Genomic DNA, 22,195 nt, shown 5'->3' with positions numbered 1-22,195 from the left:
GCGCTTATGGTCCGACCATACTTGCTTCGAACCGAAGAAGAAAAGTAAGGACGCAGTTTGGTCCGACCTTATTGACATGCGACATCTTCGATGGGCTTCTGAGGACCGATTCGTCAGCCGCACGGCGCCGCGACTGCCGGGGACGCTGCCGGGGACGGGACGTTCACGACCGGCCGGGCGGCGCGCAGACTCGATGAGGCGCACTCCGTGGCCATCACTCCGCCCGCTGCCCTGGCGGCCTACACCCCGATGTGGCCGCCGTCGGGGACGGGCAGACCCTCGTCATCGGCACCTGGCTCGCCGCCGCCGGCGGACTCTTCGCCCGGCGCTCCCCCGTCCTCGGCCGGCTCGGCACCGCCGTCACCGGCTCGGACAGCTCATCGAACGCCTTGTTCGCCACCCTCCAGCAGACCGCCGGCAAAACCGCGGGCCTCGACCCGACCCTGCTGGTGGCCGCCAACACCACGGGCGGCGTGGTCGGCAAGCTCATCAGCCCGCAGAACCTGACCATCGCGGCGACGGCGATGGAACGGCCCGGCACCGAGCGGATCCTGCTGCGCAAGGTCGCCGGATACAGCGTCGCGATGCTGGCGGTCCTGTGCGTCCTGGTCGTGCTGCAGTCGCTCCGGTGCTGTCCTGGATGCTGCCCTAGGCGTACGGGAGGGGGCGGCCGGGCCGCCCTCGTCCCCCTACTCCTGCTCCTGCTCCTGCTCCGGCTCCTGCTCCACCGGTGCGTTCTCGTCGACCAGCCGGCCGTGGAAGCCACGGATATGGGCCTCGGCCAGATCGGCGGCCTGCGTGCCCTTGCCCGCCCGCACCAGTCGCAGCAGCTCGGTGTGCTCGGCGTTCAGGGCCTCCGCCGTGGCCGGCCAGTCCTCCGCCGTCTCCAGTGCCCGCAGGATCAGCGGACGCACCGACTCCCGTACGGCCGAGGTGAGGGTGGAGGTCAGCTGATTGCCCGAACTACGCGCGATGGCCACATGGAACCGGGTGTCCAGGTCGTTGAAGTCGGCGGCCCCCACGCCGGACTCCCGCATCCGTCCCAGGAGAGCCTCCGCCTCGTCGAGGTCCGCCGCCGAAGCGTGCTCCGCGGCCGCCTCGAAGCTGGAGCGCTCCAGGACCACTCGGGCCTCCAGCACATCGTGCAGGCGGTAGCTGCCCAGGGCGAAGTGCAGGCGCAGCAGCCGGCCCAGCGCATCGTCCGGGTTCCGTACGATCCGCGCCCCGGCGTCCGGGCCGCGCCCGGCCTGGGCGACCAGCACCCCGATCGTCTCCAGCACCCGCAGCGCCTCGCGCAGCGCGGACCGGCTGACGCCGAGGACCGGCGCCAGTTCGCGCTCGGGCGGCAGGCGGTCCCCGGCCTTGAGCTCTCCGGCGAGCACCCGCTCCTCGATGCGCTCCAGTACGAGCTCATGTGTGCGCGACTGCCGCACAGGTCGCCATTCGGCGGTCATCCCCAACTCCCCGGCTCGGCCCTCACGCTCCCGTGCAAAAACTATGTCACACAGGATGTGTGGTCGGACCACACTGCCCGGACGCCGGGAGCGTTCGGCCACCGGACCGAGGGTGCCGAGTGCGGCCGCCGCCGGTCAGACTTCGAGGTCCAGTCGCGGTCCCTCGCGCCGGGACGGCTCGCGGCGGAGCAGGTGCTCCTGGGCGGTGGTCGCGATCCGGTCGAGGACCCGCTGTCGCAGCGCGTCGGGCGGGGTCACCGCTTCCGCATCGCCCAGACACGCGACGGTGGCCGCCAGGTCGGCGACCTCCCTGGCACAGGCGTCACAGCCGGCCAGGTGGGTCGAAAAGGCGGCCGCCTCCTCGGGCGGAAGGGCGTGCAGGACATACGCCCCGACAGCCTGGTGCGGATCCTCGGTGGCAGACATCAGCCGCCCCCCAGACAGACGCGCAGTCTCCGCAGTCCGGTGCGCATCCTCGTTTTCACCGTGCCCGCGGGGGTGGACAGGGCCTCGGCGACCTCCGCGTAGGTCAGGCCCTGGTAGTAAGCGAGGACCAGCGGCAAGCGCTGGGTGTTCCCGAGGCCGGCCAGACAGCGGTACACCTGAGCCCGTTCCTCCCGCTCCTCGACGGCCTCCACCACTTCGTCGAACGGGGTCCGGTGGGACAGTTGCGCGGCCTTCCGCTCGCGTTCCGCACCGGCCCGCACCGACCTCACCCGTTCCACCGCCCGGCGGTGGGCCAGCGTCAGGACCCACGACTTCGCGGCACCGCGCTCAGGACGGAACCGGTCGGCCTTCCGCCATACTTCGATCATCACGTCCTGTGTCACCTCTTCAGCCTGCGCCTCGTCACGCAGAATCCGATAGGACAGGCCCATCACGGGCACCACGAGGGCGTCGTACACGCCGACGAACGCATTCTCGTCACCCTGGGCGACCCGCACGAGCAGACCGTCCACGCGACGGTCCGTGGCAGACCGCTCCGGAGGCCGAGGCCCCTCGGATGCGGTGGGCGAAATGCGGCTCACGACGTGTCGAACCGTCCCCTCGTCAGTCTGGTGCGGACCGTGTCTCCGGGAAGGAGTGCGCCGGACGCCACGCGGCGGCCGCGCCCTCCCAGGCTGACGTCCCCTCACGAAAAGCGCAGCCGGTCGTGGCCCGTTCGGCTGAGCCGGCCGCGCCCTCCGGGCCCGCGAACCCGGTACCTCCCCGCCCGGCGGCGCCGTGGTGTACGGGACTCGGACAGCGTCGGCACAAGGGCCGGTAAGGGGCGCGAAATAGCAGGTCATCCCCGCTTTGGAGCTCTTGCGCAAGGGTGCGGGGCCACCCGCTGAAGGAGAAAAATCCGCATTTCGACATCCATGACGGTGCGGGCCTCGAATACACGTTAGGAACTGCCCGTGCGACGCGGACCGAGCGCCTGCGGGACCGAGGTGCCGGCCGACGGTGGCCGGCGCTTCTCCAGGGAGGTCGCCATGGTCGGAAAGCCGGTCGAAGAACTGACCTCGCATCCGGAGGAGTCCTCAGCCGGCCGGTGCGCCGAGGACGCCCCGGCCATCGATGTCGAGGGCACCCTTGCCGCCACACTGGCTGAGGTCATGGGTACGGGTCAGATGCCGGTGGACCGGCACTTCTTCGACGATCTGGGCGCCGACTCCCTGGTGATGGCACATTTCTGTGCGCGGGTCAGGAAGCGTGCCGACCTGCCGTCGGTCTCGATGAAGGACATCTACCGGTATCCGACGATCCGGGCGCTGGCGGCGGCTCTGGCAGGCTCCACAGCGGCCTTCCCGGTCGAGGCCCCGTCCCCTGACTCTGCTGTGGCCCCGACTCCCCCTGCGGCTCCGGCTTCCGCGGCCGCACCCCGGTACGTCCTGTGCGGAGCGCTGCAACTCCTGACGTTCCTCGGGTACTCCTGTCTCGTCGCCCTACTCACGGCTTGGGGCTACGAGTGGATCTCCGCCGGGACGGGCGTGTTCGACCGTTATCTGCGGTCGGTCCTGTGCGGCGCGGCCGGTCTGCTGCTGCTGTGCGCCCTTCCGATCCTGGCGAAATGGGTCCTCGTCGGCCGGTGGAAGCCCCAGCAGTTCCCCGTCTGGAGCCTGCCGTACGTCCGCTTCTGGGTCGTCAAGACACTGATCCGCTCGAACCCGCTGGTCCTGTTCGTCGGTTCGCCGCTCTACCCGCTCTACCTCAGGGCGCTGGGCGCGAAAATCGGGCGAGGTGTCACGGTCTTCTCGCGCAGTGTGCCGGTGTGCACCGATCTGCTTGCCATCGGCGACGGTACCGTCATCCGCAAGGACTCGTTCCTCAGCTGCTACCGGGCACAGGACGGACTGATCCAGACCGGCGCGGTGGTCCTCGGGAAGAACGTGGTCATCAGCGAGGCCACTGTGCTCGACATCGAGACCGCGCTGGGCGACGGGTCCCAGCTCGGCCATGCCTCGTCCCTGCACAGCGGGCAGGTGGTGCCTGACGGCGAGCGCTGGCACGGATCACCGGCGCAGCGGACCGAGGTGGACTACCGCGTGGTGGAGCCGGCCGGTTGCGGCGCCCTGCGCAGGACGGTGCACAGCTCCCTGCAGCTGGCGACCGTGCTGCTCCTGTACGTGCCGCTGGCGGTCGGCGGCGTGGGCATCCTGCTGGCCGAGGCACCGCAGCTCACCGCGGTCCTGGAACCCGGACCCACGGCGCTGAGCGACTGGACGTTCTATGTGGACGCCCTGGTGGTGTCCTTGCTCTTCTTCGCTGCCGTGCCGCTCGGCCTCCTCTTCCAGGCCACGGTCCCGCGTCTGCTCAGCCGGACCATCACGCCGGGCAAGGTCTATCCGCTGTACGGCTTCCACTACGGGGTGCACCGGCTGATCGCCCTGACGACCAACCGGAAGTTCCTGATGCGCCTGTTCGGCGACAGCTCCGCCATCGTGCACTATCTGCGCTGCCTCGGATACGACCTCTCCCGGGTCGAACAGACCGGGTCGAACTTCGGTACCGAGGTCAAGCACGAGACGCCGTACCTGAGTTCCGTCGGAAGCGGGACGATGGTCGCCGACGGCCTGTCGATCATGAATGCCGATTTCTCGGACACGTCCTTCCGCGTCTCCCGGACCTCGATCGGACCGCGTAACTTCCTCGGCAACCGGATCGCCTACCCCTCGCGGGGAAAGACGGGCGACAACTGCCTGCTCGCGACAAAGGTCATGGTCCCGGTCGACGGTGAGATCCGGGAGGGTGTCGGGCTCCTCGGCTCTCCCAGCTTTGAGATTCCCCGCTCGGTCCAGCGGGACAGCACCTTCGACCAGCTGAAGAACGGCGAGCAGCTGAGCCGTCAGCTCGCCGCCAAGAACCGGCACAACGCCGCCACCATGGGGCTCTATCTCCTGGTGCGGTGGCTGTATTTCTACTGGGCCACCCTCCTCGTGGCGGTCGCCGCCGAGCTCTACGACTCGCTCGGCGCCCTGGCGCTCGCGCTGGCCAACGTGCTGGTCCTGCTGTCCGGTGTCCTCTATTTCGTGCTGGTCGAACGGGCCGTGACGGCGTTCCATCCCCTGGTCCCGCTGTTCTGCTCGATCTACGATCCGCGCTTCTGGCGGCGGGAGCGCTTCTGGAAGGTGCCCGCGGAAAGCTATCTGCTGATCTTCAATGGCACCCCGTTCAAGAACCTGATCTGGCGGCTGCTGGGCGTCCGGATCGGCCGCAGGGTCTTCGACGACGGCTGCTATCTGACCGAGCGGACTCTGGTCGCCATCGGAGACGGCTGCACCCTCAACGTGGGGAGTGTCGTCCAGTGCCACTCGCAGGAGGACGGCGCCTTCAAGTCCGACCGCAGCACGATCGCAGCGGGCTGCACGCTCGGCGTCGGCGCCTTCGTCCATTACGGCGTGGCCATGGGTGACGGTGCGGTGCTCGCGCCCGACTCCTTCCTGATGAAGGGCGAGGCCGTCCCGCCGGACGCGCGATGGGGCGGGAATCCGGCCCGGCAGACCTCGGCCGGGACGCCGGCGAGGGTTGGAGGTAGAAGCCGATGACCACATCCATGACAGCCAACACCGCATGCGGACGCGGTGCGTTGACCGACGGCGCGTTCACCAGGGTTCCGCGATGGACCCGCGTCCCGGTTCCGGGCACCGCCGAGCACGGGACGGTCCTCCCTGGTCACCTGCTGGGAACGCTGCACCGGCTGGCCGACACCCTGCGGGTGCCGCTGAGTTCGGTGCTGCTGGCCGCGCATGCCAAGGTGCTCGCCGCGCTGTCCGGCGACCAAGAGATCGCGACCGGCTACCTCGCCGAACGGGGCGGCGCGCCGCTGCCGTGCCGGCTGACGGCCGCGGCCGGCTCATGGCGGGCCCTCCTGCTGGACACCCACCGGGCAGAGGTGGAGCTGCTGGAGCGCCGGCGGTTCCCGGCCGACGCGTTCGGACCGGAAGCGGGTCGGGCCGAGGAGTCCCCCGAGACCGTGTTCGACCTGTCCGGTGCGGACGGCAGCCCGGTCGGCGACTCCGTGCTGTGGGTGGCCCTCGTCCGCCACGACGGCCGAGGTGTGCTGCGACTGCGGTACCGGACCGACGCGCTCGACGAGGAGTGCGCCGCCAGAATCGGCGGCTACTACCGCACGGCGCTCACTCTGATCGCCGCCGATCCGGAGGCCGAGCACCGGCGGCAGTCCCTGCTGTCCGCGGAGGAGCTGCAGCTGCAGCTCGAAGGGCTGGCCGGTCCGGTCCGGCAGCTGCCGGACCGCCGGTTCCACGAGCTGTTCGAGCAGCGGGTGCGGGCGCACCCGGACGCCATCGCCGCCGTGCACGGGAGCCGGCGGTGGACGTACCGGGAACTCAACGTCCGCGCCAACCGGTTGGCACACGCCCTGCTGGCGCGCGGGCTGGGCCGCGAAGACGTCGTCGCGGTGGTCACCGAGCGCAATCTGGAGTGGCTGGCCGCGCTGATCGCCATCTTCAAGGCCGGCGGTGTGTACCTGCCCGTGGAGCCGCACTTTCCGCCCGGCCGTATCGCGCTGATGCTCTCGCGGGCCGGATGCCGGCAGGTGCTGACCGAACCCGGCAGCACCACCGGCCTCGACCGGGCCCTCGCCTCGGTGCCCGGGGTCGAGACCCACGTCATCGACGCCGTCTGCGGAGCGAGCCACGCCGACAGCGACCCCGAGGTCCGGGTCGAGCCGGACCAGCTGGCCTACATCTACTTCACCTCGGGCTCCACCGGCGAGCCCAAGGGCGCGATGTGCGAACACCTGGGCATGCTCAACCACCTCTACGCCAAGATCGACGATCTGGCGATCGGCGAGGGGCAGGTGGTCGCCCAGACCGCGCCGCAGTGCTTCGACATCTCCCTGTGGCAGCTGCTCGCGGCGCTGCTGGTCGGCGGCCGGACCCTGCTGGTCGAGCAGGCGGCCGTACTGGACGTGGGACGCTTCGTCGACACGGTGGCCGACGGGCGGGCCACGGTGCTCCAGGTGGTCCCGTCGTACCTCGATGTCGTCCTGTCCTCTCTTGCACAGCGGCCGCGCGAACTGCCGGACCTGCGGTGCGTGTCGGTCACCGGTGAGGCGCTCAAGAAGGAGCTGGTCCAGCGCTGGTTCGCGGCACAGCCCGGGATCAGGCTGGTCAACGCCTACGGTCTGACCGAGACCTCGGACGACACCCACCACGAGGTCATGGACGGGGTGCCGGACACCGGGCGGGTCCCGCTCGGACGCCCTGTCAACAATGTGCAGGTGTACGTCGTGGACGAACACCTGGCGCCGGTGCCGCTCGGCGCCCCAGGAGAGATCGTCTTCTCCGGGGTCTGCGTCGGCCGCGGGTACATCAACGATCCTGAGCGCACCCGGCTGGCCTTCCTGCCGGATCCGCACCGTCCCGGGCGGCGGCTCTTCCGGGCGGGCGACCACGGACGCTGGCTCCCGGAGGGCAAGCTGGAGTTCCTCGGCCGCAGGGACAGCCAGGTCAAGATCCGTGGTTTCCGTATCGAGATGGGTGAGATCGAGAACGCCCTGCTCCGTGTGCCCGGGGTCGGCGACGGCACGGTGGTGGTCACCGAACGGGCGGGACACGGAAAGCGCCTGGTGGCCTTCTACTCCGGCCGGAATGCACTGGAGGCCGATGATCTCAGGGACCGGCTGCGCGAGTTGTTGCCGGAGTACATGGTCCCGTCGGTCTTCCTCTGGCGGGAGAGTCTTCCGCTGACCGCCAACGGCAAGATCGACAAGAAGGCGCTGGAGGCACTCGCCGGCGGACTCGACGCGGTCGAGCATCACTACCACGCCCCGCGTACACCGACGGAACGGCGGCTGGCCGCGGCCTGGGCCGAGGTGCTCGGCATGCCGCCGGACCGGATAGGCCGGCAGGACAACTTCTTCGACTGCGGCGGCACTTCACTGGCGGCCGTGGAACTCGCGGTCTCCCTGGGCCGGGTGGTTTCCGTCAAGGACGTTACCCGTCACCCCGTCCTCGCCGATCTCGCCCGGCAGGTCGACGGCGGGTCCGGGCGCCGCCCCGGCATGCTCCGCCCCCTGTCGGAACCGGGTGACGCCCAGGGCGACGTCGCACGGCCGGATGCGTCCCGAGCCGCTCCTGAGAGGAGAACCACGATGGTGTCGTCACTCCCGATCTCCCTGCCCGAACTGGAACGGGAACCCGGCAAGCCTCCGATGCTGCGGGCCGGGACCACCGACAGCGCGGCGCGCTGGGCAGCCGAGCGACGGGACGCACTGCGCGCCGTCGTCGCCGAGCACGGTGCGCTCCTGGTCCGCGGCCTGGGGATGAGCGACCCGGCAGAGGTCGGCGCCGTCCTTCATGGCCTGGACCTCGCTCCGCTGGCCGAACGGGAGGCCTTTGCCCTCCGGCAGCACTACTCCGAGGGCGTCTACTCCTCGTCGAAGTGGCCACCGAACCAGCCCATGTGCATGCATCACGAGCTGAGTTACACCCTGGAGTTCCCCGGACTGATGCTGTTCGCGTGCCTGAGCGCCCCCACCGCCGGCGGAGCCACCGCGGTGGCCGACGCGACGGCCGTGCTGGACGCGTTGCCCCCGGCCCTGACCGAGCGGTTCGAGCGGGAGGGCTGGCTGCTGACCCGCAGCTACCACCCCGAGATCGGGGCCACGTTGGACCAGGCGTTCGGTACCGAGGACCGGGAGGCCGTCGAGCGCTACTGCCGCGCCCACGCCATCGAGTTCACCTGGCAGCCCGACGGTGGTCTGCGCACCGGACAACGCCGCAGTGCCGTGGTGCGCCACCCGGTCAGCGGCCGGCGCTGCTGGTTCAACCAGATCGCGTTCCTCAACGAGTGGACGATGGCCCCCGAAGTGCGGGAGTACCTGATCGACGAGTACGGCCCCGACGGGCTGCCGTTCAACACGCGCTACGGAAACGGCGATCCCCTCGGCGAGGACGTGGTGCAGCTGCTCAACGAGGTCTACGAGGCCCACACCGCGCGCCGGCCGTGGGAGGCCGGTGACCTGCTGCTCGTGGACAACGTCCGGACCGCGCACAGCAGGGAGCCCTTCGAGGGGCCGCGGGACGTGGTCGTGGCCCTGGCCGACCCGGTGCGCCTGGCCGACTGCTCGCCGACCGTGGAGGTGACTCTCCCATGACCACCGTCCGCCCCACCCCGTCCCGGTCCGCACTCCCCGAGCCGCCCCCCACGCCGTCCTTCGCGGTGCTCTCCGGCGCCCAGGTGCACAAGGCCCTGCAGGGACGCGAAAAGGAGCTCGTGGACGTGGTCGAGGCCACCTACCGGCTGCACGGCGCGGGTGAGTCGGTGAACCCTCCCTCGTCCTTCCTGCGCTTCCCCGACCGCCCGTCCTCCCGGATCATTGCGCTGCCCGCCTCCGTCGGCGGGGAGACGCGGGTGGACGGCATGAAGTGGATCTCCAGCTTCCCGCCAAACGTGGCCGCCGGAATCCCCCGGGCCTCGGCCGTGCTGATCCTCAACGACTACGACACCGGCTACCCGTTCGCCTGCCTGGAAAGCTCGATCATCAGCGCGACCAGGACCGCCGCATCAGCGGCGTCGGCAGCCGACCGGCTCAGCCGCGGGCGCACCCGCCCGACCCGCGTCGGATTCTTCGGAGCGGGTCTGATCGCCCGCTACATCCACACCTTCCTGGAAGGTACCGGCTGGTCGTTCGACGAGATCGGTGTGCACGACCTGTCCGCCGAGAGCGCGGCCGGCTTCCGCCTGTACCTGGAGCAGTGCCGTACCACCGGGCGGGTCACCGTGCACCACACCGCCGAGGAGCTGATCCGCTCCAGCGACCTGGTGGTCTTCGCCACCGTCGCCCCTGCGCCGCATGTCCACGAGGTCTCCTGGTTCGGTCACCACCCGGTGGTGGTGCATGTGTCGCTGCGCGACCTCGCACCGCAGATCCTGCTGGCGTCGACCAATATCGTCGACGACATCGAGCACTGTCTGCGAGCCGCCACCTCCCCGCATCTGACCGAACAGCTCACCGGCAACCGGGAGTTCCTGCACGGCACGCTGGACGACGTGCTGGCCGGCCGGGTCGCGGTGCCGGCGGACCGGACCGCCGTCTTCTCCCCGTTCGGCCTCGGGGTGCTCGACCTCGCGGTCGGCAAGTACGTCTACGACGAGGTGGTCCGCTCCGGAGAACTGCAGGTCGTCGACGGCTTCTTCCATGAACTGCGCCGGTACGGATGAGCAGCCGGGACCCCGGCCGTCCAGGGAAAGGAGGCTTATGCACCCCACACGCCCGGAGAGATCAGCAGCCGGACCGCCGCACAGCGGCGCACCCCGCCGCGGACCCGTTACGGCGCCCCGTCCGGCTCGGTCGGACACCCGGCCCCGCCCACAGGAGCGAAGTCCGCCGCCACGGTCGGACGGACCTTTTGACGGTGCTCTGCCGCAGATGAGGAGACCATCGTGCCAGTCATAACCGCGCCCTACGCGTTCAACGAGGAAGAGCTCTATGTCGACCTCCGGTCGATCTTCGGGCACTCTCTCTTCCTCAAGTGTGAGGGCTTCAACTTCGCCGGCTCGATCAAGCTGAAGGCCGCGACCGAGATGGTGGAGTCCGCCGAACGGGACGGAGACCTGCGTCCGGAGACGGTCCTGGTCGAGTCCTCGTCCGGAAACCTCGGCGTGGCGCTCAGCATGATCGCGGCGAGCAAGGGCTACCGCTTTCTGTGCGTGACGGACTCCCGCTGCAACTTGGCGACCCGACTGATGATGGAGGCGTTGGGCAGCCAGGTGCATGTGGTCGCCGACCAGGAGTCCAACGGCGGCTTCCTCGGCGCCCGGCTCGCCTACATCCGCAGCCTGTGTGCCTCCGACGAACGGTGTCTGTGGCTCAGTCAGTACACCAATCCGAGCAACTGGCGGGCGCACTACCGCAGGACGGCACCGGCCATCGCCCGCGCCTTCCCAGGGCTGGACCTGCTGTTCGTCGGAGCCGGCACCACCGGCACCCTGATGGGCTGTGCCCGCTACTTCCGCGAGTGGCACCGACCCGTACGGATCATCGCCGTGGACAGTGTCGGCTCGGTGACCTTCGGCGGTACTCCGGGGCACCGGATGATCCCCGGCCTGGGCATGAGCGTCCAGCCGCCGCTGCTCGACGAGTCCTATGTGGACGACGTCGTACGGGTGGAGGAGGCGGACACCATCCGCGCCTGCCATCGGCTGGCCAAACGCGGCTTCGTGTTCGGCGGCTCGACCGGCACCGTGGTCAGCGGCGCGACGGACTGGCTGACCCGGCACGATGCCCGGGGCCGCACGGCGGTGGCCATCGCCCCGGACCTCGGCGAGCGCTACCTCGACACCGTCTACCACGACAACTGGGTGCAGGATCTGTACGGCGAGGACGTACTCGCCCCCGATCCGCCGACCGGCCCCGATTCGGCACCGGTCGGCCCCGATACCGCCCCGGTCGGTCCCACACCACCGGCGGGCCCACCGGAGCCGCAGCCGCGCCGGCGGCCTCGGCGCCACGAGGCCTGAGGCCGGCCGCGCTGCGCCGCCGGGCCGACCGCCCGTGTTCCGGCGTGGGCGGTCGGCCCGCGTCAGGCCGTGGGCGGTGGCGTCGTCATTGCGTCAGTCCTCGCCGACGGCAACGACAACCACGGCATGACCACCGCCGATGCCGACCACGGCCGCGTCGAAGGTGGCCTCGGTGACGGGCATCCACGAGACGTTGCCGTCACGGCCCTCCCGATACGCGGCGCAGCCGTTGACACGCCACTGGGCGTCCGGGCCGAGCAACGCTGCCAGCCCGTCCGCGATGGCGTCGGCCACGGGGCGCATCGGGCCGTCCCCGAAGTCCCAGTGGACGAGGTTGCGGATGAGCGTGGCGGCAAGCCAGGGCGACACCTCGGGCGGCGGGATCCGCCTGCGCAGGGCGGACTCCATCTCCTTCGGTCCTTGGGGGCCGCCGTGCCTGTGCTTGCACTCTCGGCAGTGCGGTGCGAGCAGGCCGGTGGGTGTCAGGACGTCCCAGCACAGCTGCCCATGGTCCCGGCCGTCGTCCGGCCCGAGATGGACGATCCGGTCCGCATACTCGCCCCACTCGGTCAGCCACATGCCGAGATCCGCATCCGCTCCCAGGTCGTACGCCGGTGGCCCCTCGAACGACAGCTTCATGGCTCTCTCCCCCTTGTCCGGCGCTCGTGTCCATACCGAGCGCAACGGGGCCTGACTGTAACTCAGACCGCAGATCAGCCACCCCCGCCCGCCAGGCAGTCCGTGACCCACTGGTGGAAGGCGCCGATGTGGTGCTCGCTGGGCACCAGGACACCGCCGTTCCGGTAGGCGCGCGAGCTCATGGCCGGCTGGGTGCGCTCGCAGGCGTCGAAGTCCTGGGCGTTGACCCGGTGGAAGAGTTCGACGGACTTGGAGACATCGGCACCGGCGTCGACGATCTCGGGCAGGTACAGCCAGTCGCATTCGACGACGGTGCGGTCGGGGGCCATCGGGAACATCCGGTGGACGATGACATGGTCCGGGACGAGGTTGACGAACACCTGCGGGCGGACGGTGATCGCGTAGTAGCGGCGGTCCTGGGTGTCCTCGATACCGGGGAGCCGGCCGAAGCCCTCGGTGCCGTCCACGGTGAATCCGGTGGCCTCGTCGGCGAAGGCCGCACCGTGTCCGACGTAGTACTGGGCGGCGAAGCCGTCGGCGAACTCCGGGAGCACATCGGTGAGTTCGGGGTGGATGGTGGCGCAGTGGTAGCACTCCATGAAGTTCTCGATGATGAGCTTCCAGTTGGCCAACACGTCATAGGTGAGGCGCTTGCCGAGGGCGAGTCCGTCGGTGCGGTAGCGGTCGAGGGAGGCGGCGTCACCCAGCCGTTCGACGGCCGCGCCGATCACGGTGTCCTCGAAGGACGGCGGCTCGTCGGCCAGACACACCCAGGCGTAGCCGAGCCATTCGCGGAGCGGGACGGTGACCAGACCGCGTTCGGTGCGGTCGAGGTCCGGCATCTTCTGCAGGTTGGGGGCGGCCACCAGACGGCCGTCGAGGTCGTAGGTCCAGGCGTGGTAGGGGCACTGGAGGTTGCGGCGGACCTCGCCGGACTCCTCGGTGCACAGCTGCGCGCCGCGGTGCCGGCAGATGTTGAGGAAGGCGCGCAGCGCACCGGCGCGGTTGCGGGTGATCAGTACGCTCTCCCGGCCGATCCGGACGGTGCGGAAGGCGCCGGGCTTTTCCAGGTCGGCGCTGCGGACCGCACAGAACCACAGCCGCTCGAAGATCTTCTCCTGCTCCTGGCGGAAGATCTCGGGGTCGGTGTAGTGGTGGCCGGCGAGGGTGGCGATCAGGCTCGGGTAGGCAGTGGTCGCGGGCGTGGTGGGTGCCGTCGGTGAGGACTCGGTGGGCGTGGTCGTCATGGATGCTCTCCTCAAGCGGCCGCGGCGGCGGGCCGGCGGGGGTCGAACAGCTCGATGGGGTGCGCGGTGGCACCGGTCAGCGCGAGATCGGCGACGATCTCGCCGACCACCGGGACGAACTTGAAGCCGTGTCCGGAGAAGCCGCAGGCGACGGTCACCGTCTCCGGGTGCGCGGGGTGCCGGGTGATCACGAAGTGTTCGTCGGGGGTGTTGGAGTACATGCAGGTGGCGGCCTTGAGGAAGCGGCCGGGGAGGGCGGGGATGCGCGGGGCGAGCTGGTCGGCCATGGCGCGTACCTCGTGGTCGTGCACGGTGCGTTCGATGGTCTCCGGGGTGCAGACGGTGCCCTTGCGGAAGAACGCGACCTTGGCGCCGCCGCCGGGCCCGTCGATCGACGGGAAGCCGTAGATCTGGACGCCCCGGTCGTCCTCCCAGATGTAGATCGGGTGCCGGTCGGGGACGAACGGCGCGGTGCCGCCGTCCGGGGCGAACCAGTACATGACCTGTCGTTCGATGGTGAACGGCACGCCCAGGTCGGTGAGCAGCTGGGGCGCCCAGGCCCCGGGGCAGATCACCAACTGGCCTGCGGTGTAGGTGTCTTCCGGGGTGTGGACGCGGACCCCGGCGCCGCCGGGCAGCTCCTCCCAGCGGGTGACCGGCTCCTCGAAGTGCAGCTCGGCGCCGTCCTGGCCGGCGAGCTGGACATGCGCGGCGACGGTGTACTCCGGCCGGACCAGGCCCGCCCGTGCCTCGTACAGCGCGACCTCGTCCTCGGCGGGGGTGAGGGTCGGGAAGCGGCGGCGGATCTCCTTGGGTTCGAGCATCTCGTGCGGGAGGTCCCACTGGCGGGCGGATTCCAGACTGCCGCGGACGGTGCGGCTGTCGGGCCGGCCGAGCATCACCCCGCCGCAGAGGGTGGCGATCTCCCGTCCGGTGTCCCGCTCCAGCTTCTCGTACAGCTCGTACGAGCGCAGCAGCAGCGGTACGTAGGCGGGGTCCTCGAAGTAGGACTGGCGGGTGATGCGGGAACCGCCGTGGCTGGAGCCGCGGTTGTGCACCGGGCCGTACTTCTCCAGGCCCAGGACCCGGGCGCCGCGGGCGGCGAGATGGTGGGCGGCGGCGCTGCCCATGCCGCCGAGGCCGAGAACGATGACGTCGTAGGTGGGAGCCATGCGGTTGCTCCTTCTGCGTACGGAGGGCGAGCGGATCACCGGTGGATCACGGACGGGCTGCCCTGGTGCTACCTGCGGATGCGCTCCATCTGCGGGTCGAAGAGGGGCTCTTGGGCGACGGTGGCGGGGATCTTCTCGCCGAAGTACTCGATGTGTACGGCGGTGCCGGGGGCCGCCGCGGTCGCCGGCAGCCAGGCGTAGGCGATCCCGCGGCCGAGGGTGTAGCCGTAGGCGGCGGAGGTGACATAGCCGGCCGGGGCGCCGTCCACATGGACCGGTTCCTTGCCGAGCACGACGGCCGCGGGGTCGTCGAGGGTGAGGCAGGTGAGCCTGCGCGACACGGTCTCCTCGCTCGCGCCCGCCAGCGCCGACCGGCCGACGAAGTCGCCCTTGGCGGGTCGGACCGCGAAGCCGACGCCGGCCTCGTAGGGGTTGTGCTCGGTGGTCATGTCATGGCCCCAGGAGCGGTACCCCTTCTCCAGGCGGAGGCTGTTGAAGGCGCTGCGCCCGGCGGCGATCACCCCGTGCTCCCGGCCGGCCTCCCAGAGCGTGTCCCACAGCCGCAGCCCCAGATCGGCGGTGGTGTACAGCTCCCAGCCGAGCTCGCCGACGTAGCTCAGGCGCATGGCGGTGACCGGGACATGGCCGAGGTGGGTCTGCTTGGCCCGGAAGTAGCCGAAGGCCTGGTGCGAGAAGTCGTCGCGGGTCAGGGGCTGGACCAGGTCGCGGGCGAGCGGCCCCCAGACGCCGATGCAGCAGGTGCCGGAGGTGAGGTCACGGACCTGGACTCCCTCGCCGGGGGCGTGCCGCAGCAGCCAGTCGAGGTCGGATCCGCTGTTGGCGCCGACCTGGAAGCGGTCCGGGGCGAGCCGGGCGACGGTGAGATCGGAGCGGATGCCGCCGGTCTCGTCCAGGAGCAGGGTGTAGGTGACGGCGCCCGGCTTCTTCGCGAGGTTGTTGCTGGTCATCCGCTGGAGGAAGGCGAGGGCGCCGGGGCCGGTGACCTCCAGCCTGCGCAGCGGGGTCATGTCGTAGAGGGCGACCTTTTCGCGGGTGGCCCTGGCTTCGGCGGCGGCGATCGGCGACCAGTAGCGGGCCGACCAGGCGTCGCGCTCGGGGAGCTGGAGGCCTTCGGCGAGCGGGGCGTTGGCCTCGTACCAGTGCGGGCGCTCCCAGCCGCCGCCCTCCAGGAAGTACGCGCCGAGCTCCTGCTGCCGTGGGTAGAAGGGGCTGGTGCGCAGCGGGCGCGGCTGTTCCATGGGCTGCAGCGGGTGGATGACGTCATAGACCTCGATGAAGTTCTGGGCACCGCGGTCGGCGACATAGGCGGGTGAGCGCTGGGCGTCCTCGAAGCGGTAGAGGTCGCACTCATGGATGTCGATGGCCGGCCGGCCGTCCGTCATCCACTCGGCGACGGCCTTGGCGACGCCCGCGGAGTGGGTGACCCAGACCGCCTCGGCGAGCCAGAATCCGCGCAGTTCACGGGATTCGCCGAGGACCGGCATGCCGTCGGGGGTGAAGGAGAAGACGCCGTTGAAGCCCTCGGCCACCCGGGACGAGCCCAGTGCGGGCAGCAGTTGGACGCTGTCCTGCCAGCTCGGCGCGAAGTCCTCCGCGGTGAAGGGCAGCGAGGACGGCATGACCGGTGCCTCGTCGAACGCGGCGACGGTGAAGGGGTCGACGGGCATCGGGCGGTGGGCGTAGGAGCCGATGCCGATCCGGTCGGTGTGTTCGCGGAAGTAGAGGTCGCGGTCCTGGAAGCGCAGGATCGGCTTGCTCGCCTCTGTACGGGGGTCGTTGACGCCGTCGAGTTCGGGCAGCGGCCCGGTGGTGGCGTATTGATGGGCCAGCGGCAGGAGGGGTACGTCCACCCCGGCCATCGCGCCGATCACCGGGCCCCAGAAGCCGGCGGCCGAGACGACATGGTCGGCGGGGAAGGTGCCCCGGTCGGTGGTGACGCCGGTGACCCGGCCGTCCTCCCGCTCGATCCCGGTGACGGTGTGCCGCTCCAGGAAGCGGGCGCCGCGCCGCTCGGCCCGGGCGATCTGGGCGCGGCAGGCGAGCACGGCGCGGGCCAGGCCGTCGTCAGGGGTGTGGAAACCGCCGTGGAGCGTGGTCTCGTCCAGCATCGGCCACAGTTGCTTGCACTGCTGGGGGCCGATCAGTTCGCCGTGGACACCCCAGGAGGCCGCGAGTCCGGCCTTGCGGTGCAGATCGGCCCAGCGGGCCTCGGTGGTGGCGATCTCCAGACCGCCGACCGGGTTGAAGCAGGGCAGCCCGTCCACCTCCAGGGCACCGAACTTCTCGACGGTGTAGGCGGCGAACTCGGTCATGGTCTTGGACGGGCCGGTCTGGAAGACCAGACCGGGGGCGTGCGAGGTGGAGCCGCCGGGGGCCGGCAGCGGGCCCTGTTCGAGGACGGTGACGTCGGTCCAGCCGCGGGCGGTCAGCTCATCGGCGAGGGAGCAGCCGACGATGCCGGCACCGATGACAACCACACGGGAACTGTGGGCGGGCGTACGGGACATGTCCCTCCTCCTGCTGGTCGGGGTGGTCCACTGGGGTGGGTGTGACGCCGTTACAGGACCACGACGGAGCGCAGTACCCGGCCGTCGCGCATCTTGTCGAACGCGGACTCCACCTCGTCCAGGGCGATCGTCTCGGTGACGAATCCGCCGAGGTCGAGCCGTCCGCTGAGGTAGCGGTCGATGAGGACGGGGAAATCGCGGCTGGGCAGGCAGTCGCCGTACCAGGAGGACTTCAGGGCGCCGCCGCGCGAGAAGAGATCGATGAGCGGCAGGTCGATGCGCATGTCCGGGTCGGGGACGCCGACCTGGACCAGGGTGCCGGCCAGATCCCGCATGGAGAAGCCCTGGGTGTAGGTCTCGGGGCGGCCCACCGCGTCGATCACCACATCCGCGCCATGGCCGCCGGTCAGTCCGCGGACCGCCTCGATGGGGTCCGTACCGCGGGAGTTGACGGTGTGGGTGGCGCCGAAGCGGGTGGCACCGTCCAGCTTCCGGTCGTCGATGTCGACCGCGATGATCCGGCGCGCGCCGGCGATCGAGGCACCGGCGATCGCCGCGTTGCCGACCCCGCCGCAGCCGATGACAGCGACGGTGTCCCCGCTGCCCACTCCGCCGGTGTGCACGGCCGCACCGTACCCCGCCATCACCCCGCAGCCGATGAGGCCGGCCGCTTCGGGACGGGCGTTGGGGTCGACCTTGACCGCCTGTCCGGCGGCGACCAGGGTCTTCTCGGCGAAGGCCCCGATGCCGAGCGCGGGGGCGAGCGGGGTGCCTCCCCCGGACTTCGTCCGGGAGGTGCCCCCGAGCAGCGTCATCGGCTGGGTGGCGTTGCGGGAGTCGAAGCAGTACCAGGGCCGGCCGCGGCGGCAGGACCGGCAGCTGCCGCAGGGTGCCCGCCAGGCGAGGACGACGTAGTCGCCCGGGGCGAGATCGGTGACGCCGGGGCCGACCGACTCGATGACGCCGGCCGCCTCATGGCCGAGGAGGAAGGGGAATTCGTCGTTGATCGCACCGTCCCGGTAGTGCAGGTCGGTGTGGCAGACCCCGCAGGCCTGCACGGCGACAAGCACTTCTCCCGGGCCGGGATCCGGCACCAGAATCGTCCGCAGCTCGACCGGTGCGCCTTGTTTCGCCGCGACGACGGCATGGACTTCGTGTGGCATGCCCTACCCCTCAGTGTTGCGCACTGCACGACTGGTTGCGCGATGAGAGACATCGTGGAGACGCCGGATCGGCACCGTCAAGAGGTACGAGCCAGCTCTTGGTAAAGGACCCGTGACGCGCCCGGACACCGCGACGGGGCCGGAACGCACGCTCCGGCCCCGCCTCCGCACCCTCACCCGTCATCCGGTCAACAGGCGTACCCCATCCGCCGCGACAGCTCCTCAGCTGCGGCAACGGTGCCCTTGGCGACCTCGGGCAGCCGCTCCTCGGCCAGCCGGTAGGCGGGCACCGACACACTGATCGCCCCGATCACCGAGCCGTCGTGCGCCCGCACCGGCGCCGCGACCGCACGCAGCCCGAGCTCCAGCTCCTCGAACGCCACCGCAAAACCGCGCTCGACCACTTCGGCGAGCTCACGGCGCAGCGCGGCGGCCGAGGTGACCGTCCGCTCGGTGAGCCGCGGCAACTTCCGCGCCAGCACGGCCTCCTGGACCGGTGCGGGCTGGAACGCGAGCAGCGCCTTGCCGCTGGAGGTGGCGTGCAGCGGCGTACGCCGGCCGAGCCAGTTCTGTGCGGTGACCGATGCCGGGCCGCGCGCCTGCATGATGTTGACGGCGGCGTCGCTCTCCAGCACCGCGATGTTGACCGTCTCGCCCATCTCCTCGGCCAGCTGCCGGCAGACCACCGCGCCCTCCTGGGAGATGTCCAGCCGTACCGCCGCCGCACCGGCCAGCCGCAGCACCCCGGCGCCGAGGTAGTACTTGCCGCGCTCCTGCTCCTGCCCGACCAGCCCGCGGTTCTCCAGCACACCCAGCAGCCGGAACGCGGTCGACTTGTGGACTCCCAGCTCATCGGCGACCTCGGTCACCCCGGCCTCGCCGTGCCGGGCCAGGATCTCCAGCACGGTCACGGCCCGGTCCACCGACTGCACACCGCCCGGCTGTTTCGGCGGCCTGTCCTCCGCCGGCCCCTCCACGATGTCCGTCATCTGTTGGATCTCACCACCTGGCACCCCGGCCGTGGCGCGGGATTCGAAGGGTCGGCATTTCCGGGGATCGCTTGACGCATCCGCTCCCCATCTGGATTCTGTTGCGCATAGCGCTTCATCGTGCGCACCGCGAAACTCGATGATACCGAACAGTAACAGGGGGGTCCTGTGATTCCTGTCTGCCCTCTCGCCGACCTGCCCACTGGCGAGTCCGTACGCATCGACACCGCACCTCCGATCGCCGTCTTCCACGCCGACGGGCAGCTGTACGCCATCGACGACACCTGCACCCACCAGGACGCCTCGCTCGCGGACGGCTGGCTGGAGGGGCGTCTGGTCGAATGCCCGCTGCACGCCGCTTCATTCGATCTCCGCACCGGAGCGCCGACCTGCCTGCCCGCCCGCCGGGCGGTGCGCACCCACCCCGTGACCGTCGAGGACGGCATGATCTACGTCCACCACCTCGCCACCGAGGAGGGCACCGCCGCATGAAGTCGGTCGCTGTCATCGGGGCCTCGCTGGCGGGCCTGTACGCCGCGCGGGCACTGCGCGCCCAAGGATTCGACGGCCGCCTGGTGATCGTCGGGGAGGAACACCACCGCCCCTACGACCGGCCGCCGCTGTCCAAGGGCTTCCTCACCGGCGCCACCGCAGACCAGGGTCAACTGGCCCTGGCCGACGCCGAGGAGATCGCCGAACTGGACGCCGAGTGGCTGCTCGGCACCCGGGCCACCGGGCTCGACACCCGCGGGCGCACGGTGCTCCTCGACGGCGGCCGGTCCCTGACCACCGACGGTGTGGTCATCGCCACCGGCGCCACCCCGCGCCGCCTCCCCGGCCCGGCCCCCACCGGCACCCACACCCTGCGCACCCTTGAGGACGCCCAGGCACTCCGCGCGGAGCTGACCCGCGGCCCGGTCCGCGTCGTGGTGATCGGCGGGGGCTTCATCGGCGCCGAGGTCGCCTCGTCCTGCGCCGGTCTCGGCCATGACGTCACCGTGGTCGAAGCCGCCCCGCTCCCTCTCGTCCCCCAACTCGGCGACACCATGGCCGGGATCTGCTCCGCCCTCCATGCGGACCACGGTGTCACCCTGCTCACCGGAACCGGTGTCGCCCGACTGCACGACAGCGGCGCGGGGAATCGCGTCACCGGGGTCGAGCTGGCCGACGGCCGGCTGCTCCCCGCAGACGTGGTCGTCATCGGCATCGGGGTACGCCCCCACACCGCCTGGCTCCAGGACTCCGGACTCCCGCTCGACGACGGGGTGTGCTGCGACGCGGGCGGGGTCACCCCGCAGCCCCACGTCGTGGCGGTCGGCGATGTCGCCAGGGTGGACGGCATCCGCGCCGAGCACTGGACCAGCGCCACCGAACAGGCCGCCGTCGCCACCCGGAACCTGCTCGCCGGCCGCACCGTCGCGGCCCACCGGAGCCTGCCGTACTTCTGGTCCGACCAGTACGGCGTGCGCATCCAGTTCGCCGGCCGGCGACTGCCCACCGACACTCCGCGCATCGTCGAGGGCTCGCCCGATGACCGCAGCTTCCTCGCCTGCTACGAACGCGACGGGCGCACCACCGCCGTACTGGCCCTCAACCGGCCCCGCCCGTTCATGCGACTCCGCCGCGATCTGGCCCGCGCCACCGAGCCAGTCACCACCTGACCTCCGTCCAGGAAGGCGCCCAGCGCGTGACGACTGTGGCGCAGCAGACAGTGAGAGGCGGATGACGGCGCCGCTGGGGTGTGTTCGGAACAGCGGAACGTCTGCCGGCCGGTGGCGTTCCGCGACCGCGTTCTCTTCCTAGGAGACCCACACGTGACTCCCAGCGCCGCCGCCACCCGAGCGGCCCAGACGCTCTCCCGCCCCTTCGACCTGGGCGGCCTCACCGTGCCGAACCGGATAGCCATGGCGCCGATGACCCGCGAGTTCTCGCCGGGCGGTGTCCCGGGCGCCGATGTCGCGGACTATTACGCGCGCCGTGCCGCCGGCGGCGTCGGCCTGATCATCACGGAGGGGACCTACGTCGAGCACGCCGCCGCCGGAACCAGCGGCGCCGTCCCCCGCTTTCACGGCGAGGACGCACTCGAAGGCTGGGGCCGCGTCGTGGCGGCGGTCCATACGGCGGGCGGGACGATCATGCCGCAGCTGTGGCACGTCGGAATGGCCCGCCAGGCGGGCGCGCCGCCGTTCCCGGACGCCCCGCCGTCCGGCCCGTCCGGAATCGCCCTCGACGGCACACCGTCCGGGCACACCATGACCCAGCGGGACCTAGACGAGGTCATCGCGGCGTTCGCCGAGGCGGCGGCCACGGCCGAGCGGCTCGGCTTCGACGGGGTCGAACTGCACGGTGCCCACGGCTACTTGATCGACCAGTTCCTGTGGTCGGGCACCAACCGGCGTACCGACGCCTACGGCGGCAGCCCTACCGCCCGTACGCGTTTCGCCGCCGAGATCGTGGCGGCCTGCCGGGAAGCGGTCTCCCCGGACTTCCCGGTCCTCTTCAGGATGTCTCAGTGGAAGATGGGCAACTACCAAGCACGCCTCGCCGAAACGCCGGAAGAACTCCAGGCGATCGTGGCGCCGCTGACGGACGCCGGCGTCACCGCGTTCCACTGCTCGACGCGCCGCTACTGGCTGCCCGAGTACGAGGGCTCGGACCTCAATCTCGCGGGCTGGGTCAAGAAGCTCTCCGGCCGGCCGGCCCTCACCGTGGGCTCCGTCGGACTCGACAACGAGTTCATCGGGACGTTCAAGGGCGAACAGGCGGGCGTCGCCGGCATCGACCGGCTGCTGGACAGGCTGGAGCGGGACGAGTTCGACCTCGTCGCCATCGGGCGGGCCCTGCTCGGCGACCCGGAGTGGGCCGCCAAGATCTTCGAGGGTCGCACCGAGGCACTCGTGCCGTTCGACGCCTCGATGCTGCGGACATTGAACTGACCCTGGAAGCACCGGGCGCGGCCGATCCGGTGCCGCGCCCGGTGCCACCGCCCGTCACCATGGCAACTCACTGTCCCGCCATGGCCGTTCACGCCTCC

The 22,195-nt window shown here is 70.8% G+C and carries 16 protein-coding genes and 1 pseudogene; 8 read left to right on the top strand and 9 right to left on the bottom strand.

The genetic code is table 11. The annotated features are described in order from the left end of the window. Positions 1-269 precede the first annotated feature (269 nt). Positions 270-652, top strand: a pseudogene (locus AB0C46_RS12230) (L-lactate permease); the annotation flags it as partial. A 37-nt stretch (positions 653-689) separates the two neighbouring features. On the opposite strand, the gene AB0C46_RS12225 reads toward AB0C46_RS12230, so the two are convergent. From AB0C46_RS12225 to sigK, 3 genes are all read right to left on the bottom strand, one after another. After that, positions 690-1,454 (bottom strand): FCD domain-containing protein, encoded by a 765-nt coding sequence (locus tag AB0C46_RS12225; protein WP_362827726.1) that lies wholly within the window; start codon positions 1,452-1,454, stop codon positions 690-692. Between the two features lie 135 nt (positions 1,455-1,589). Beyond that, positions 1,590-1,880: a zf-HC2 domain-containing protein gene (locus AB0C46_RS12220; RefSeq protein WP_362827725.1), complete on the bottom strand. Its 291-nt coding sequence runs from the start codon at positions 1,878-1,880 to the stop codon at positions 1,590-1,592. Next, a complete protein-coding gene (gene sigK, locus AB0C46_RS12215; protein ID WP_362827911.1) occupies positions 1,880-2,473 on the bottom strand; it encodes an ECF RNA polymerase sigma factor SigK in 594 nt (197 codons plus the stop codon). Before sigK ends, AB0C46_RS12220 begins: the two co-directional genes overlap by 1 nt. 456 nt (positions 2,474-2,929) lie before the next feature. Here sigK and AB0C46_RS12210 point away from each other — a divergent pair, with 456 nt between their 5' ends. The 4 genes from AB0C46_RS12210 to sbnA all read left to right on the top strand — a co-directional run bounded on the left by AB0C46_RS12210 (position 2,930) and on the right by sbnA (position 11,423). Then, the gene (locus AB0C46_RS12210) at positions 2,930-5,482 is read left to right on the top strand and encodes a Pls/PosA family non-ribosomal peptide synthetase (RefSeq protein WP_362827910.1); all 2,553 of its coding nucleotides are present in this window, start codon (positions 2,930-2,932) and stop codon (positions 5,480-5,482) included. Continuing rightward, positions 5,479-9,057 (top strand): amino acid adenylation domain-containing protein, encoded by a 3,579-nt coding sequence (locus AB0C46_RS12205; RefSeq protein WP_362827724.1) that lies wholly within the window; start codon positions 5,479-5,481, stop codon positions 9,055-9,057. The genes AB0C46_RS12210 and AB0C46_RS12205 overlap by 4 nt, the downstream gene beginning before the upstream one ends. Beyond that, a complete protein-coding gene (gene sbnB / locus AB0C46_RS12200) occupies positions 9,054-10,124 on the top strand; it encodes a 2,3-diaminopropionate biosynthesis protein SbnB (protein WP_362827723.1) in 1,071 nt (356 codons plus the stop codon). The genes AB0C46_RS12205 and sbnB overlap by 4 nt, the downstream gene beginning before the upstream one ends. 222 nt (positions 10,125-10,346) lie before the next feature. Further along, entirely contained in the window at positions 10,347-11,423 is a 1,077-nt protein-coding gene (sbnA, locus tag AB0C46_RS12195) for a 2,3-diaminopropionate biosynthesis protein SbnA (RefSeq protein WP_362827722.1), read from the top strand. Positions 11,424-11,516: 93 nt separating this feature from the next. Here sbnA and AB0C46_RS12190 read toward each other — a convergent pair whose 3' ends face one another. The 6 genes from AB0C46_RS12190 to AB0C46_RS12165 form a co-directional block, all read right to left on the bottom strand. After that, positions 11,517-12,062, bottom strand: a complete 546-nt coding sequence (locus AB0C46_RS12190) for a hypothetical protein (protein WP_362827721.1) — start codon at positions 12,060-12,062, stop codon at positions 11,517-11,519. 74 nt (positions 12,063-12,136) lie between these two features. Continuing rightward, positions 12,137-13,309, bottom strand: coding sequence for an aromatic ring-hydroxylating dioxygenase subunit alpha (locus AB0C46_RS12185; RefSeq protein WP_362827720.1), 1,173 nt, complete (start codon positions 13,307-13,309; stop codon positions 12,137-12,139). 11 nt (positions 13,310-13,320) lie between these two features. Beyond that, positions 13,321-14,481 (bottom strand): N-methyl-L-tryptophan oxidase, encoded by a 1,161-nt coding sequence (gene solA / locus AB0C46_RS12180; protein WP_362827719.1) that lies wholly within the window; start codon positions 14,479-14,481, stop codon positions 13,321-13,323. Positions 14,482-14,549: 68 nt separating this feature from the next. Further along, the gene (locus AB0C46_RS12175; protein ID WP_362827718.1) at positions 14,550-17,009 is read right to left on the bottom strand and encodes an FAD-dependent oxidoreductase; all 2,460 of its coding nucleotides are present in this window, start codon (positions 17,007-17,009) and stop codon (positions 14,550-14,552) included. A 50-nt stretch (positions 17,010-17,059) separates the two neighbouring features. Then, a complete protein-coding gene (locus tag AB0C46_RS12170; RefSeq protein WP_362827717.1) occupies positions 17,060-18,172 on the bottom strand; it encodes an S-(hydroxymethyl)mycothiol dehydrogenase in 1,113 nt (370 codons plus the stop codon). Between the two features lie 188 nt (positions 18,173-18,360). Next, positions 18,361-19,161 (bottom strand): IclR family transcriptional regulator, encoded by an 801-nt coding sequence (locus AB0C46_RS12165; RefSeq protein WP_362827716.1) that lies wholly within the window; start codon positions 19,159-19,161, stop codon positions 18,361-18,363. Between the two features lie 168 nt (positions 19,162-19,329). Here AB0C46_RS12165 and AB0C46_RS12160 point away from each other — a divergent pair, with 168 nt between their 5' ends. The 3 genes from AB0C46_RS12160 to AB0C46_RS12150 all read left to right on the top strand — a co-directional run bounded on the left by AB0C46_RS12160 (position 19,330) and on the right by AB0C46_RS12150 (position 22,097). Next, on the top strand, positions 19,330-19,653 hold the full coding sequence (locus AB0C46_RS12160; protein WP_362827715.1) for a bifunctional 3-phenylpropionate/cinnamic acid dioxygenase ferredoxin subunit: 324 nt from the start codon (positions 19,330-19,332) through the stop codon (positions 19,651-19,653). Continuing rightward, complete coding sequence (locus tag AB0C46_RS12155; RefSeq protein WP_362827714.1) at positions 19,650-20,822, top strand: FAD-dependent oxidoreductase; 1,173 nt, start codon at positions 19,650-19,652, stop codon at positions 20,820-20,822. Before AB0C46_RS12160 ends, AB0C46_RS12155 begins: the two co-directional genes overlap by 4 nt. 153 nt (positions 20,823-20,975) lie before the next feature. Next, positions 20,976-22,097, top strand: a complete 1,122-nt coding sequence (locus AB0C46_RS12150) for an NADH:flavin oxidoreductase (protein WP_362827713.1) — start codon at positions 20,976-20,978, stop codon at positions 22,095-22,097. Positions 22,098-22,195 lie beyond the last annotated feature (98 nt).

This window comes from Streptomyces sp. NPDC048637, assembly GCF_040650675.1.
Classification (GTDB): Bacteria; Actinomycetota; Actinomycetes; order Streptomycetales; family Streptomycetaceae; genus Streptomyces.
This window is presented reverse-complemented; position numbering and strand designations above follow the sequence as displayed.